Raw genomic sequence first — 15,920 nt, forward strand, 5'->3', positions numbered from 1 at the left:
TTGTCATACAAAAATTAGCAACCTACGGTGCAAACACTATGCCCACAAAATGTCAGTAAAACGCCTCTAATTATGATCACAATGGCCTATTTATGCCAATCTGTAAAACCTTTCGTCGCATCATGTCAAATCCACCGCACTGTACGATCTTTTGTAACTTAGCACCTATTGCGACACTGACAGCGCCTTTATGATCTTGAAAAGCGACCTACACACCTTGTATGAATGGGCCTTTATGATCTTGAAAAGTAGCATACATACCTCTTCTGAATGGGCCTTTATGATCTTAAAAGCAACCTACACCCCTCTTATGAATGGGCCTTTATGATCTTGAAAAGCAACCTAAATCCATGCGCAGTGCGTATATGGCTCACAAAGTTAGGATACATCTTGCTTTGCGTTGTTTTTGTAGCTACTGAATGATAAGATTACACGTCGGGCATTTGGCTCTAGGGCGCATAGATAAGCACTCACTTAGCACTCTATAGATTAGCACTTGACTAGTGTTCTTTAGATAAGCACTTACTTTGCATCCTTTAGCTAATCCCTCCTCATTGATAGCACCACTTATATGCTCTTGATCCACTCATTGTTGGCTCTGAGCTTTGATAACTATTTGTATATGGTGCTTAGCTCCGAGATTTACTTATGGCTGGTAAAAAGAAAAACGGCAACAACAGCACTGAAATTGCTGTAAACCGCCGTGCAAAACACGACTACTTCATCGAAGAGCGCTACGAGGCAGGACTGTCATTACAAGGTTGGGAAGTTAAATCCTTACGTGCAGGCAAGGCCAATATCTCCGAGGCCTATGTCATGGTCAAAGAAGGACAGGTATTGCTCATTGGCGCTACCATTAATCCATTAAAGACCTCTTGTGCATTCGTAGTGTGCGACCCAACTCGTACCCGTACTCTACTCATGAACCGCCGTGAGATTAATAAGCTCATGGGGCAGTCACAGCGCCAGGGTTATACCCTCATGCCGCTGCGTCTATACTGGAAAGGTTCATGGGCTAAGCTTGAGTTAGGACTTGCTCGTGGTAAGCAAGAGCACGATAAGCGAGACTCTATTAAAGAGCGTGAATGGCAGCGTGAGAAGGCTCGCGTCTTCAAGAAAGCTCAGTAGGCTCTACAAACTAAGGCACGATCTTAGTCATTTACAACACTTCATAAGAAAAAACCCCGTACAGGCTAATAACTTGTACGGGGTTTGTATTTTTTTAAGACTAAATTTAGCTTTGGCGATCTTTAATCTAAAGGGCGTAGCTACAGTCAAGCTATGCCCCAAAGTTCATGATCGATCTTCAGATCATGTTCGATCTTTAGTAATGATCGCCTTTTAGTCCATGGTTTCCATTTCGATCTCTTTCTTGTCGATCTTCTTAGGAATGAGGTGCTTACGCTCAATCTTTAATAAAAGAGCCCAAGTAGATGCAACGTAGATAGAAGAGATAGTACCGAAAATAATACCGATAGCTAAAGCTAAGGCAAAACCGAAGATCATGTCACCGCCAAAGATTAACAGGGCGAAAACAGTGATTAAGGTAGTACCTGAGGTGATGATGGTACGAGCTAAGGTCTGAGTTAAAGAAACGTCAAACAGCCTATCCATATCTAAGTCATGAGATAACTTGCTGGCATTTTCACGAATACGATCAAACACCACGATCTTATCGTTCAGAGAGTAACCAACCACAGTTAAAACTGCAGCTAACACGGTAAGGTCGTACTCGATCTGTAAAAATGAGAAGCAACCAATAACGATAATAACGTCGTAAGCAAGTGAAATCACAGCACCAGTAGCCATTCTCCACTCAAAGCGGAATGCAATATAAGCAAGAATAGCGATTAAAGATACCACAATAGCAATTAAGCCACTTTCAACGAGCTCAGCACCAACAGAAGGGCCTACGTACTCAGAACGAGTGGTAGTAGCCTCAGGGTCAATCTTTAAAGAGGCAGCCTGAATCTTGTTGGTAACTAACTGCTGATTGATATCCTCCTTTGGAGCTACACGAATCATAACGTCACGAGTAGAACCAAAGTGCTGAACTACACCCTCAATACCCTCAGCTGCGTAAGCCTTACGAACTTGCTCTAAGTCCATTGGATTAGTGTAATGAGTCTCAACTACGATACCGCCAGTAAAATCTAATCCCCAGTTAATGCCCTTAACTGCCATGGAAGCAATAGAGCCAATAACTAAAGCAAGGCACAGAATTTCAACTATGCCTTTGATCTTCATGAACGGGATGACAGTTGTGTCCTTAATAAACTGAAACATTGTCTTCCTGTCCTCTTAAATACTGAGCTTCTTGAGATTCATCTTGCCACCCCAAATGATGTTAACCACAGCACGACATGCGGTAACTGAGGTAAACATAGAGGAGGCCAGACCAATCATCAGTACTAAGGCAAATCCCTTAACAGCACCAGTACCAACCATGAACAGAATCAGAGCGGTAATGAAAGAAGTGATGTTAGAGTCAGCAATGGTACCAAAAGCACGGGCATAGCCCTCGTTGATAGCAACTTGTACCGAGCGTCCTAGGCGTATTTCTTCACGTATGCGCTCATAAATAAGCACATTCGCGTCAACCGCCATACCAATAGTTAACACGATACCAGCCATACCAGGGAGTGTCATGGTGGCACCTGGAACCATGGACATGATGCCCACAACTAATACTAAATTGAAGAATAAGGCTAAGTTGGCAACAAAACCGAAGGCCTTATAGTACAGAATCATGAAGACACCTAAAGCAGCAAAGCCATAAAGCATTGCTCTTAAGGAGTTATCGATGTTTTCCTGACCTAAAGAAGGACCAATGGTACGCTCTTCAACAATCTGAATAGGAGCGATCAGAGCACCAGCACGCAGTAATAAAGCGAGGTTATGAGCCTCACGAGCTGAGTCGATGCCAGTAATACGGAAGTTAGAGCCTAAACGTGACTGAATAGTAGCAACGTTAATGATCTGCTCAACCTTCTTGAACTTTGGCTTGTAACCTGGCTGACCTGGCTTTGGAGCATTAGGGTCGGTGTTTTCAACTACCTTGAACTCAATAAAGTTAGTAGCCATGGCCTTGCCCACATTGTCCTTGGTGAACTCGGACATAATGGAACCGCCACGTGCATCAAGGGAGATGTTAACTTGTGGACGACCATTCTCATCGGTAGATGAAGATGCATCAACGATGTGGTCACCAGTTAAGATCACACGCTTTTCTAATACTACAGGGTAGCCATTCTTATCTTCGTGCAGCTCAGTGCCAGGAGGAATGCGGCCTTGAGATGCAGCATTCAGATCAGCGTTGGAGTTAACTAAGCGGAACTCTAATGTAGCAGTAGCACCTAAGATTTCCTTAGCACGAGCAGTATCCTGAACACCAGGAAGCTCAACTACCACACGCTCAGCGCCTTGACGCTGAATTAATGGCTCTGCCACACCCAGCTCGTTAACACGGTTACGCAGAATGTTAATGTTCTGATCAACGGCGTTAGTACGAATCTGTGACAGACGAGCCTCAGTCATGGCTGCCTTAATGTAGAAGGAACCATTGCGCTCAAAGTTTTGGAAAACGAAGTCGCGGTGATTCTTCTTCAACAGCTCAGCAGCGCTGTCACGAGTAGCAGCATCACGGAATGAGATAACTACATCATTGCCTTCAGCACGAGCACCGGTTAAACGCAGATTGTTCTGACGCAGCTCATTACGCAGATCAGAAACAAGCTGAGTTCTCATCTTCTTCATGGCTTCGTCCATATCCACCTCCATTAAGAAGTGAACACCGCCACGCAGATCAAGACCGAGCTTAAGTGGATTCATACCTAAGGCACGCATAAAGGCCGGAGTAGCCGGAGCGAGGTTTAAAGCGCTGATATAGCGATCGCCTAAGTAAGACTGAACCAGATCTTTTGCCATGATCTGCTCGTCAGTATTGCTAAAGCGAATTAACAGCTGACCCTGCTCATCCAGCTCATAAACACCCTTGATGTTCTTACTGTTAAGCAGATTTTCAACCTCTGCAGCGACCTCTTGAGAAACCGGATTACCGTTAGTGCCAGAAACCTGCAGTGCAGGATCCTCACCGTAAATATTTGGAAGAGCGTAGAAGAAACCTATTGCGATAGCCGCAAAGATTAAGAAGTTCTTCCACCAAGGAAATTTATTTATCACGTTTTATCTCAAAAGCTAGCTTCGTGACATGGTAAGGACTGGCTTTACTAAAGACAGTACATGAATAGCCTAGGGGGCTAAAGATGTACTTATCTGAAGCTAAATGCCATACCTTTTTTCAAGACAACTAGTAGTAATAAAGTCTCAAACATCATTCTTTTCCTAATAAGAATGTATCTTATGCACTTAATCCTTTTCTAGCTGCTTCGCTGCAGTAATATAGCTTTATGCTGCTTTAAGCAACTCAAGCATCCTGCAACCACCCCGATAAGGCCCATGAACACCTACACGAGGATTTAAATCATTAGCTCCCGATGATAGACATCGGATGCTTATTTTTGTGAGCCTACATAGTAGGCTTTGGATCTGACACTTTACAACCTTTAAGGACTTAACACTCTGTTAATTGTGCCTATTAGACAAGGCAGGTAATGTGTAACATCCAAATACCACTAAAAACAACAAACCTTGTAATACCTGAATTAGCTGCTTTAACCTGAGGCTTAAGCGCTCATCCTGTCTTACAAGGTCTGCTTGCTCATAGCATATAAGTTACTTCTCCCTACACCCATAGTCATCAGGTGCAGTTGTACACAATCGCACGAGCGTATTACATAACGCACGAGGCATGTATACAGTTGATCTGATGAGCTTAACTAAGTGCATAGTAGTAGTAACTTATAAAGAATCTTACATTGACTCGATAGTGCCCTTTGGCAGAACAGCAACAATGTAGTTACGCTTCATCTGCATGACAACTTCACCGCCAACGTTAACCATGACGTACTCTTTGTTGTCAGGGAGCTTAACAACCTTGCCAGCGATACCGCCGTTGGTTAAAACCTCATCGCCAACAGACAGGCCGTTGAGCAGGTTCTGCATTTCCTTACGCTTCTTGTTGTTTGGACGCATAACGAAGAAGTAAACAGCGAGCATACACACAACCAGAATGATGAGCATGCTCATATCGCCACCTGGTGGTGGAGCGGCACCTTCTGCAGCGTATGCACTTGAAATAAAGTCCATTTCGATTCCCTTTCAAAGATTAAAGACAAAAATAATTAGAACACATAAATAGGCAGTTCTACTAAAACCTACTTATGGGCAACCAAGCTACTATGGCCTTTATATGTTGCCTATGACCTTGGTATGAGCATAAATACACAATCATACCAAGAAAAACCCGGGGCAAATGTAGCAAAGTACAAATGACTGCGTCACTCTATCTGCCACCAAGCCAATAAGTTAGCTCGAGTAAGAATCTTAGTTTTTCAAGCTCCGATTCTGTATTTAATGAGCCACTTAGCTTTAGCCCTTGTTCTATTAGAGAACTTAAGCATTACACGCTCAAGCACTAACTAGGTCAACTAAACCAGCCCCATATTCTATTATGAATCTGCTAAAAAAGACATGTATAAGCCTAAGTAGACATCACACATTGAGTTAATCTTTAGCAAAATGAGGCCTTAAAAACCATCACTTAACCACAATTACCCTGCAAAACTTGCAAGTACCCATACTTATACACAAAGTACCATACAACCAATCTCTGTGTATGGTAGCTAACCACTTACAAGAGTGGCCATCTAAGACTAGTCAAAAGGTGCTCACTGTGGCCAAGTTACGAAAATAGGTTAACCTTGATACGCTAAAACCCCATGGGCTTGCCCATGGGAGTTGGTCAGATGTTGGATATTTGAGGTCAAGTCAAATAGCACTCTTAGTACTCAATACGATCGCCAAGCTGCTGAGCCTTGTAGTACTCATCGGCAAACTTCTCTAAAGTACCTGCCTCAATAGCTGCACGAATATCAGCCATAAAGTGCTCATAGTAATGGAGATTATGAATAGTGTTCAGATGAGCTCCTAAAATCTCATTGCACTTATCAAGGTGATGTAAATAAGCCTTAGAGAAGTTACGGCAAGTGTAGCAATCGCAATTTGGATCGAGTGGAGAAGTGTCCATACGATACTTGGCATTACGAATCTTCACTACGCCCTGGGAGGTGAATAAGTGGCCGTTACGTGCATTACGTGAAGGCATTACGCAGTCGAACATATCCACACCATGCAGTACACCCTCAAGAATATCCACAGGACGACCTACGCCCATAAGATAACGAGGACGATCCTCTGGCATGATTGGAGCGATGTGAGATAAAGCCTTATACATCACAGGCATTGGCTCGCCTACGGCTAGACCACCGATAGCATAGCCATCAAAGCCAATATCAGTAAGGCCCTTTAAAGAAGCCTCACGTAAGCCCTCATCGGTACCGCCTTGAATAATGCCAAAGAGATTGTTCTTATTGCCTAAACGATCAAACTCATCACGGCAGCGGCGTGCCCAGCGCAGTGACAGCTCCATAGCCTCACGCATACGTTTTTGCTCAGCTGGCAGAGCGATACACTCATCAAACTGCATCACAATGTCAGAGCCAAGATCATATTGCACTTGCATGGAGATCTCAGGCGATAAGAAGAGCTTAGAGCCATTAATTGGATGGCGGAACTGTACGCCCTCTTCAGTTACTTTGCGAATGCCAGATAAAGAGAAGACCTGGAAACCACCTGAGTCAGTTAAGATTGGCTTATCCCACTTCATAAAGTCGTGCAGATCGCCATGAGCCTTAATGACATCAGTACCTGGTCTTAACCACAGGTGGAAAGTGTTACCTAAAAGAATGTCAGCACCGAGCTCGCTTACGTGCTCAGGGCGCAGACCTTTAACAGTACCTAAAGTACCTACAGGCATAAATGCTGGAGTACGAACAATGCCACGCTCAAAGTGGAGTTCGCCACGACGTGCTTTACCGTCACGCGCTAAAATCTTAAAGTCCATAATCTAAGTAATACTTTGCTTGTAGTTATTCTTAATTCTTTGGGAAGCCATCAGCTGCCAACGCCTCTTCAGCTGTACATGAAGGAGGCAGATCCATATTTTCAGTACGCTTAGTAATGAACATACAATCACCGTAACTGAAAAACTTATACTGCTCACTAACAGCATGCTCATAGGCGTGCAGGGTGTTTTTATAACCTGCAAATGCACACACGAGCATAATGAGAGTTGACTCAGGTAAATGGAAGTTGGTGATAAGAGCATCTACCACACGATACTTATAACCTGGATAAATAAAGATAGAAGTATCGTCATTAAACTTGGCGATCTCATCTTTGCAGCCATGCTTTTGTGCATATAAAGCAGCGCTTTCTAATGAGCGAACTGCAGTGGTGCCAACGGCAATAACACGGCCACCTCTTTTATGAGTCTCAATCACCTTATTGGCAGTATCTTGAGACAGCTGCACATACTCACTGTGCATATGATGTTTGAGAATGTCATCCTCGCGCACCGGCTGGAAAGTACCTGCACCTACGTGCAAGGTAACAAAAGCCATATCAATGCCGTAAGCTCTCAGATCATCAAGCTGCTTTTCATCAAAGTGCAAACCTGCAGTTGGTGCTGCGACAGCACCTGGCTCACGAGAGTAAACCGTCTGGTACCGTTCACGATCTTCTTGCTCATCCGCACGCTCAATATATGGAGGAAGCGGAATATGACCTACATCATCTAAGATAGGCAAAATCTCGTATTCATCTTCACAGCTAATGTGGAAGAGATCGCCATTTCTACCTAGGACGTTGAGCACGTACTTATCTAAACCCTGTGCATCAGTTACGTAAAGCTTTGATCCAGCCTTTGGTGACTTTGAGGCTTTAATATGAGCTAATGCTTGCTTAGGATTTAAGATACGTTCAATGAGGAACTCGCACTTACCGCCAGTATCTTTTCGTCCGTAGATACGGGCTGGGATAACCTTGGTATCGTTGAAAACAAGCAAATCACCAGGCTTTAAATAAGACTTCAGATCGATAAAGATCTTATCTTCAGTAGCACCTGTATTGCCGTCAAGACATAGCATGCGACAGGCAGTGCGCTCCTTAGATGGGAAATTGGCGATAAGCTCTGTAGGCAAATCGAAGTTAAAATCGCTGCGTAACAATTGTTCACCCTGATGCTTAAACGGGGGTCAATGATCTTATATAAGCAATTGAGCACTGCCACCACTCAATCAAACTAAGCGCCAACCTAACATCTTTAAATTGACTTATGTCTTGATAACTTAAAGATAGCCTCAATCTTAGATATCTGCTTTAACCACTCTGTATATATACAGTACAGATCTCTGATCTTTTAGGCCTTCATCCAAATTAACACTTAGTTCAGCTTATATAGCACTAGAGCGCATAAATAACAGATCGATAGTCAAAATCAGCAATCTCATAATCCTGTGATCTTGTAGATACAAACAAATGTAACTTATCGCCGCTGCGCTCTTTTGATCTCTGAATCGAAATTCAAGCGATTTTAACACAAAAGACATCTCACAAACGCCATTTTTAGGCACTATCAAGCAGTGATCTTGAGGATAGATAAGTTATTAGCCTACGTCGTAACTTGCAAGGATGTGCATTGTCCGTGCTTTTATAACAGCATTCAATGCAAAAACTTCAAAAGCCAACGCCATTGCTAAGATCAATTACCCAAACAAGCTACTAGCAACACCAATGCTAATAACATAAAACTAGTTGCATTCCTCTCTGATAAGTCCCCAAAAGCACAGGTAGACTTTTTAGTGCAACGATCGCCATTTTGATATGACATGTAAATCTAAGTTGGTAGTTTTAACTTAAATTGGCTTTCTAAAGAGAGCCTTTTGAAAAGCTCTTTGTCTTGCTTTATAGCTGCCAAGTCAGATGTAGCAACAAATTACTAAGCATAATTGGCGCTTTGTAAAACCATTGTTCACTTATGAGATCTAGCCGAAAGTTCAGAACTTAAAACTGTGCCATAATGTTTCGTTGTCACTATGATTAAGGCAAAGTTTGATTTAGATCACTCTTTAAAAAGATTTGACATAGTTTTAGAGCGAAATCGCCTCAAAACCGCGTTCAAAACATACCCTTTTTAGATGCCTTGTCATAAGATCACGCCGCATTATCAAAGTAGTGACCTCACTCTTGGCAGAGTAAGGTTTAAAGCTTAACTAAGAGATTTACATCTTGTTTAAGTGATCGCCAGTAGAGCAACGGACTTATGGCCCTATGGCCTATTAGTCTCGAGGACTATAAGTCCATTGCTCTTGAGCATTCATTGAGCTTGGTCTAGCAACATTTAGTTTTGTCTAGCTAAGCTATAAATTTGATACTACATTTTGCGTTGCATTTTGCCGCTTGAATATGAGTGACCCTAAAGAAGTGCACTTAATGATGTTTTGGCCTTGTGTCGATCATTATTAGATGCATGCTCTTAAGGTTTGCAAAGTGAGATTTGACTATGCAAGCTCTCGATCATGATTGCTTGCAAAACACGCCTTTTATTTTGTGTGCTTGCTCTAAATCTGACTTTAAAAATCTTGCTGTTTGCCGCGCTTCGTAGCATCATTTCCAGATGTAATTTTCTTGCTGACTTATTAAGTCAGAAACCGTTAGTCATTGACTTTGGTAAGAAGTAAAGTAATTCATTTTTAACAGGAAGAAGCCATGCTGATAGGTATTCCAAAAGAGAGCTTGAAAGGCGAGACAAGAGTGGCCGCCACTCCTGATACCGTAACCAAGCTCATCAAGTTGGGCTTTGAGGTTGCAGTTCAGTCCGGTGCCGGTGCCGACGCCAGCTTTGACGACGCTGCCTATAGCGCTGCAGGTGCGAAGGTTGTTCGCGGTCGCGAAGTTTGGTCAAGCGACATGATCTTCAAGGTCAATGCACCAACCGACGATGAAATTAAGCTTATGAAAGAGGGTCAAACCTTAGTAAGCTTCATCCGTCCTGCACAGAATCCTGAGCTCGTACAGAAGCTCAACGAGAAGAAAGTCAATGTCCTGGCAATGGACATGGTCCCACGTATCTCACGTGCACAGGCTTTGGACGCTCTGTCATCCACTGCTAACATTTCTGGTTACCGTGCTGTTATCGAAGCTGCTCACAACTTCGGTCGTTTCTTCACTGGTCAGGTTACCGCTGCTGGTAAGGTTCCTCCAGCAAAGGTACTGGTTATCGGTGCAGGTGTAGCAGGTCTGGCCGCTATCGGTGCTGCTCACTCATTAGGCGCTATTGTTCGCGCATTCGATACCCGTCTTGAAGTTGCCGACCAGATTAAGTCAATGGGCGGTGAGTTCTTAAAGTTAGACTTTAAGAATGAAGAAGGCGGTTCATCTGACGGTTACGCAAAGGTAATGTCTGATGAGTTCATTAAGGCTGAGATGGAGCTCTTCGCTGCTCAGGCTAAAGATGTAGACATCATCATCACTACCGCTGCTATTCCAGGCAAGAAGGCTCCACGACTAATTTCTAAGGAAATGGTTGAGTCCATGAAGCCAGGTTCAGTTATCGTTGACCTTGCTGCTGCAACTGGCGGTAACTGCGAACTGACCCAGGAAGGCAAGATTCACGTTACCGAGAATGGCGTTAAGATCATCGGTTACTCCGACTTAGCATGCCGTCTGCCAGCACAGTCTTCACAGCTGTACTCCACCAACTTAGTAAACCTCGTTAAGATCCTCTCTAAGAACAAGGATGGCAACATCGACATCGACTTTGAAGATGTGATCTTACGTAACATGAGTGTTACTAAGCAGGGCGAAATCACTTTCCCACCTCCACCAATCAGCGTTTCTGCCGCTCCTGCACAGCAGGCTGCTGCAGCTCCTGTTCAGAAGGTTGAGCAGCGTCAGATTTCAAATACCTTTAAGGGCACTGTTGCAGGTATCTTCCTCGTTCTGTTCGCTCTTATCGGTCTGTTTGCCCCTGAGAAGTTCTTACCACACTTCACCGTATTCGTACTGTCATGTGTAGTAGGTTACTACGTAGTTTGGAATGTTACCCATTCTCTGCATACACCTTTAATGGCTGTTACTAACGCTATTTCAGGCATTATCGTTGTTGGCGCTCTGCTCCAGATTAGCTCTGGCAGCTTCATCATCGCCTTATTTGCATTTATCGGCGTTCTCATCGCTTCCATCAACATTTTCGGTGGATTTGCTGTAACTCGCCGTATGCTGGCTATGTTCAAGAAACAGGCATAAGGTTCAGGAGAATATAAAAAATGGTAGCAGGTCCAATTCACATGGCCTATATTTTGGCCGCTCTGCTCTTCATCGCAGCCTTAGCTGGCTTATCTAAGCAGGAAACTGCTAAGTACGGTTGCTTATCCGGCATGTTCGGTATGGGCATCGCACTGCTTGCAACCTTTGCTCAGGTAGAAACCGGTCTTGGCTTCGGCTTAATCGTCGTAGCTATGATTATCGGTGCTGCAATTGGTATCTACGTTGCTCAGCGTGTAGCAATGACCCAGATGCCAGAAATGATTGCATGTCTGCACTCATTTGTAGGTTTAGCTGCTGTATTAGTTGGTTTCAACTCTTACTTCGAGTTAGGCGCTGTTGCATCTGACGCTGTTTCTATCCCTGTTGGCGCTTCTCAGGCAACTATCGTTGCTATGATGGAAGCTGCTGAGCAGGCTGCAGCTGCAGCTGGCCACGCTGCTGAGATGACCTCTGGTGAGTTAAACACCCACCTTATCGAGATCTTCTTAGGTATCTTCATCGGTGCTGTAACCTTCACTGGTTCTATCGTTGCTTACGGTAAGCTCAACGGTACCTTTAAGTTACGCGTATTCAAGTCAGCTCCTTTAATGCTGCCTGGCGGTCACTACCTCAACCTGGCTGGCATCATCGTATCCGTACTGCTCTGCGTATGGTTCATGGCTGCTGATACCCCATCCATCATCCCACTCGTTCTGATGACTCTTATCGCATTTGCCTTTGGTGTGCACTTAGTTGCTGCTATCGGTGGTGCTGATATGCCAGTTGTTATCTCAATGCTGAACTCATACTCAGGTTGGGCTGCAGCTGCATCAGGCTTCATGCTGTCAAACGACCTCTTAATCGTTACTGGCGCATTAGTAGGTTCCTCAGGTGCTATTCTGTCTTACATCATGTGTAAGGCTATGAACCGCTCCTTCATCTCTGTTATTGCTGGTGGCTTCGGTAACGAAGGTGCTGCTGCAGACTCCGACGAGGAAATCGGCGAGTACCATGAGTTAAAGGCTGTTGAAGTTGCTGATCTGTTAAAGAACTCTTCTTCAGTTATCATCGCTCCAGGTTACGGTATGGCTGTATCACAGGCTCAGGCTGCTGTTGCATCCTTAACTGAGAAGTTACAGGCTCGTGGCACCACCGTTCGCTTCGCTATTCACCCAGTAGCAGGCCGTTTACCTGGTCACATGAACGTATTACTTGCTGAGGCTAAGGTTCCATACGATATCGTTCTTGAAATGGATGAAATCAATGATGACTTCGCAGAGACCGATACCGTACTCGTTATCGGTGCTAACGATACCGTAAACCCAGCCGCTTTAGAGAATCCAAACTCCCCAATCGCTGGTATGCCAGTTCTTGAGGTTTGGAATGCTCGCAACGTAGTTATCTTCAAGCGTTCTATGAATGCTGGTTACGCTGGCGTACAGAATCCATTATTCTTCAAGGATAATTCATTCATGTGCTTCGGCGATGCTAAGAAGACTGTTGAAGAGATCGTTGCTAACATCTAATCTTCAGCTTTCATAGCAATTTAAAGCCAGTCTCTAATGAGGCTGGGCTAGAAAAAAGCCTGTCATTTGACAGGCTTTTTTCATTTCACCAACCGCAAATCATCAATAGCTCCAAGCTCCATAACTACCTTCCTAAAATCGACAAAGTACATTCATCCTGCCTCTTTATCAGAAAGTAGATATCTTAAGGCCATAGCTGTAAGCCCCATTACCTTAGCATTAGAGCACACGATAACAGCGCACAAAAGGCTTATGCAAGTTTTGAGTTTGCGGCAGAAGTCTATGAAAAAGCTCAAAAACAGCTAAAGAAAAAACAAAAGATTAATAAGGCTCAATAGCAAGAATCTAAAGAATAATGAGCGCAGCAATGAATTGGCTATACCTGAGTAAGTGCGTGGCTCAGCAATAAGCTGCAATGAACTAATAGTGGCTGCTAGACGCAGCTTGAGCATGATGCTGCTGTGTTGGATATGAGGGGTATTGATGCAGCTGTATGGGGATACGATGAGTATTGATGCTGCTGTATGGGGATACGATGAGTATTGATGCAGCTGTATGGGGATACGATGGGTATTGATGCAGCTGCGTGCTGTAGATGTTGTTATTGAGATAAGCGCAGCTGCTAAGTTTGCATGGAGGCTTGTTAGTGCTTAAGGTTAATCCAAATTGCAGCACTTTGACCTGCAGTGACCTTGCCTGAGGCTGGAACTACCTTATCAAGCTTGCCTGAGGAGCGTATTACAATCATGGACACGATGGTGGACTTAAGTCTCTGAGAGAGTGTGCGTAAGTCTGCAATGAGTACGACATCGCCTTTCTTAACTTCATCGCCAATGGCCATCTTTACAGTAAAGCCTTCACCTTGAGTCTCCATGGACTCAACGCCAAAACTTACATAGACCTCTAAACCATTCTCCATACGCACTGCAAACGCATTCTTAGTTGGCAGCAGTCGCGAGATGATGCCATCACAAGGAGCAACAACTGATTCGCTCTCTGGCACTACTGCAACGCCCTCACCCATTACCATTTCTGAGATCACGATATCAGGGACATCACCTAGCGGCATCAAGGTACCAGAGACTGGAGCATATAAAGTAACATCAGCATTTACATTAACAACTGGTGCCTCATAAGATGCAGAAGAACTGCCCTCGGAGCGTTTGAATAATTGCGAGAAGAAACCCATTAGTATTCTCCGTTGTTAACTCTAATCAAATGGTAAAGGCCTAGAAAGTTCTAGGCATGATGAAAGTAGTACTTGTATGTTGATTCTTTAGGCAGAAGCGTTATCTTGGAAGATAAGATCATGCAGCTCACGGGCTGATGAGGCCTCCATAACCTGAGCATAGACTTCATCTTTAAACACAGGAGTAGCGCCGTTATCAGTGAGTTTTTGTAACTCCTTTCTGACACTCTGCAGTGAGGTGGCATCTGTGGTGATATAGCTTACACCTAATGAGAGGAACAATGGTAATAGCTCAGTACGACGTGCAAAGCGACCAGCCATACCTACTTTTACTCCCTCATCGCGAGCTGCCTTACAGGCAATAGCAATCATCTTTGCTAAGGCTGGAGTGAAATACTCCTCAGGTGGACGAGGTGCAGCAGCGTACTCAGATAAAGAACTGGTGCCGATAACGAACATCTCGCCAAAAGCAGCAAAAGCACGTGCAGAGAGCACAGCAGCAGGAGTTTCAATCATTAAGGCAGGATGAGGATTGCCAATTGGCTTATTCTCAGCTTTTAATTCAGCTACAGCCTCATCAATTAAGCCACGTAATGAACGAGCCTCACCAATACGAGTGATCAGCGGGAAGACGATATAAATCTCTCTACCTACAGATGCAAGCAACATGGCCTTAATCTCATCTTTAATGAGCTTAGAGCCAACCTTTGCGCCGTATTTACGTAAAGCACCGCTTTCATCTAGCTCGACACTAAATAACGGTTGCTTATCGCCAGCAAAGTCAAAGGTTCGAGCAGTTAAAGGGGCTTTCTTTGGTACGCGATTAAAGATCGCGCTGAAAGTTGCCACCATCTCGTCTACAGTTGGACGATGGTGATAGCTTAAAAAGAGGAATTCTGAACGTAACAGACCTAGTCCGTGGTTAATGCAACGGGCCATATGGTCAACTTCACCAATAGCGCCTAAAGAACCAGCTACGGTTACGGCTGGATTGTCCTCAATAACCACATCGTTTTCTTGCGCTGTGTAGTAGTCTTGCTGCTCAATTAAGGAACGAGCTGCCTCTTGTGGAGGAGAAACTAAGACGGTACCACGGGTAGCATCAACTAAGAGGTCTTCACCATTTTTAATGGTTAAAGCACCTTTAACCTCATATACAGCAGGAATGCACAAATCTCTTAGCACTGTGCCTAAGTGACCAGAGGCCTGCCCACCTTCAAGCACCACAGCTCTTACCATATCGGTACGTAAAGCGAGGAAGCGAGCTGGGCTTAAATCGTTGGCAATAATGACGCTTGGACGATTGAGCTTAGGCACATCATCATTAGCGCTTGGAGAGGCACTAATGGTACCAATGAAGTCGCGCATTAAAGAGCGCAACTCATTGGAAGACACTTGCATCTCCCAATCATCTTCTTGATCTTGTAATGACTTGTGCTCATTATCCTCATCATCAAAAGAGGCTGCTTCTGAAAAACGAGCAATCTTTGGTAAAAGCACGCTTTTAGCGGCATCTAATGCGCTATTGCCATCATAGATAAGAGCATCGATCTCATTGATGTTAGCGTTATTAGTGATGTATGAAGCTACAGCACCAAAGAGGTCACGTACTTTATCTGGAACTGTTCCGTTTGCAGCATTATTGAGCTTAGCGGCAAAGTCGCGGCTAGCTCGACGATACTTAAGGCACTCATCAGAGGCACTAAAGGTTGCAACTACATCAACCAAATGAGCCTCTGACCCATCAGATAGTACGTAAGCAACGCCCTCGCTTACGCCCTCTGATACAGTCACTCCAGACATGGTATACATGGCAACCTGCTCCAAAAAAGTTGTTAAAAGTTACACATCCTTATTGGACTTATCCGCACTCTGTTGACGGCATAGGAGGTTAGTTTCCTCACTACCTATGTCCCAACTAGAGCCTATTGATGCCC

The 15,920-nt window shown here is 44.2% G+C and carries 10 protein-coding genes; 3 read left to right on the top strand and 7 right to left on the bottom strand.

Features of this window, described 5'->3' with window-relative positions; translation table 11 throughout:
• The first annotated feature begins 648 nt into the window (after positions 1-648).
• Positions 649-1,128 carry an SsrA-binding protein SmpB gene (gene smpB, locus RDO37_RS05135; RefSeq protein ID WP_027939274.1) on the top strand — a complete coding sequence of 160 codons (480 nt, stop codon included), beginning with the start codon at positions 649-651 and terminating at the stop codon, positions 1,126-1,128.
• Between the two features lie 213 nt (positions 1,129-1,341).
• Here the strand turns inward: smpB and secF are convergent, their stop codons facing one another.
• The 5 genes from secF to queA all read right to left on the bottom strand — a co-directional run bounded on the left by secF (position 1,342) and on the right by queA (position 8,189).
• Positions 1,342-2,286, bottom strand: a complete 945-nt coding sequence (gene secF, locus RDO37_RS05140) for a protein translocase subunit SecF (protein ID WP_308498344.1) — start codon at positions 2,284-2,286, stop codon at positions 1,342-1,344.
• Positions 2,287-2,301: 15 nt separating this feature from the next.
• Positions 2,302-4,182: a protein translocase subunit SecD gene (secD, locus tag RDO37_RS05145; RefSeq protein WP_273323916.1), complete on the bottom strand. Its 1,881-nt coding sequence runs from the start codon at positions 4,180-4,182 to the stop codon at positions 2,302-2,304.
• A 690-nt stretch (positions 4,183-4,872) separates the two neighbouring features.
• On the bottom strand, positions 4,873-5,208 hold the full coding sequence (gene yajC, locus RDO37_RS05150; RefSeq protein WP_027939277.1) for a preprotein translocase subunit YajC: 336 nt from the start codon (positions 5,206-5,208) through the stop codon (positions 4,873-4,875).
• A gap of 694 nt (positions 5,209-5,902) precedes the next feature.
• Positions 5,903-7,024, bottom strand: coding sequence for a tRNA guanosine(34) transglycosylase Tgt (gene tgt, locus RDO37_RS05155; protein WP_308498345.1), 1,122 nt, complete (start codon positions 7,022-7,024; stop codon positions 5,903-5,905).
• A 31-nt stretch (positions 7,025-7,055) separates the two neighbouring features.
• The gene (gene queA, locus RDO37_RS05160; protein WP_308498346.1) at positions 7,056-8,189 is read right to left on the bottom strand and encodes a tRNA preQ1(34) S-adenosylmethionine ribosyltransferase-isomerase QueA; all 1,134 of its coding nucleotides are present in this window, start codon (positions 8,187-8,189) and stop codon (positions 7,056-7,058) included.
• A gap of 1,540 nt (positions 8,190-9,729) precedes the next feature.
• Between queA and RDO37_RS05165 the strand changes: the two genes are divergently transcribed.
• On the top strand, positions 9,730-11,268 hold the full coding sequence (locus tag RDO37_RS05165) for a Re/Si-specific NAD(P)(+) transhydrogenase subunit alpha (protein WP_027939279.1): 1,539 nt from the start codon (positions 9,730-9,732) through the stop codon (positions 11,266-11,268).
• A 20-nt stretch (positions 11,269-11,288) separates the two neighbouring features.
• Positions 11,289-12,794 carry a Re/Si-specific NAD(P)(+) transhydrogenase subunit beta gene (pntB, locus tag RDO37_RS05170; RefSeq protein ID WP_308498347.1) on the top strand — a complete coding sequence of 502 codons (1,506 nt, stop codon included), beginning with the start codon at positions 11,289-11,291 and terminating at the stop codon, positions 12,792-12,794.
• 643 nt (positions 12,795-13,437) lie between these two features.
• Here the strand turns inward: pntB and RDO37_RS05175 are convergent.
• Entirely contained in the window at positions 13,438-13,983 is a 546-nt protein-coding gene (locus tag RDO37_RS05175) for a glucose PTS transporter subunit IIA (RefSeq protein ID WP_052338897.1), read from the bottom strand.
• Positions 13,984-14,070: 87 nt separating this feature from the next.
• Positions 14,071-15,795 (bottom strand): putative PEP-binding protein, encoded by a 1,725-nt coding sequence (locus RDO37_RS05180; protein WP_308498348.1) that lies wholly within the window; start codon positions 15,793-15,795, stop codon positions 14,071-14,073.
• Positions 15,796-15,920 lie beyond the last annotated feature (125 nt).

The sequence above is a fragment of the uncultured Anaerobiospirillum sp. genome (assembly GCF_902485895.1).
Classification (GTDB): domain Bacteria; phylum Pseudomonadota; class Gammaproteobacteria; order Enterobacterales; family Succinivibrionaceae; genus Anaerobiospirillum; species Anaerobiospirillum succiniciproducens.

What these genes read in the sequence shown, in the direction of transcription:
- smpB (WP_027939274.1), top strand. Translation starts at nt 649, where the DNA reads ATGGCTGGTAAAAAGAAAAACGGCAACAACAGCACTGAAATTGCTGTA.
- secF (WP_308498344.1), bottom strand. Translation starts at nt 2,286, where the DNA reads ATGTTTCAGTTTATTAAGGACACAACTGTCATCCCGTTCATGAAGATC.
- yajC (WP_027939277.1), bottom strand. Translation starts at nt 5,208, where the DNA reads ATGGACTTTATTTCAAGTGCATACGCTGCAGAAGGTGCCGCTCCACCA.
- tgt (WP_308498345.1), bottom strand. Translation starts at nt 7,024, where the DNA reads ATGGACTTTAAGATTTTAGCGCGTGACGGTAAAGCACGTCGTGGCGAA.
- RDO37_RS05165 (WP_027939279.1), top strand. Translation starts at nt 9,730, where the DNA reads ATGCTGATAGGTATTCCAAAAGAGAGCTTGAAAGGCGAGACAAGAGTG.
- pntB (WP_308498347.1), top strand. Translation starts at nt 11,289, where the DNA reads ATGGTAGCAGGTCCAATTCACATGGCCTATATTTTGGCCGCTCTGCTC.
- RDO37_RS05175 (WP_052338897.1), bottom strand. Translation starts at nt 13,983, where the DNA reads ATGGGTTTCTTCTCGCAATTATTCAAACGCTCCGAGGGCAGTTCTTCT.
- RDO37_RS05180 (WP_308498348.1), bottom strand. Translation starts at nt 15,795, where the DNA reads ATGTATACCATGTCTGGAGTGACTGTATCAGAGGGCGTAAGCGAGGGC.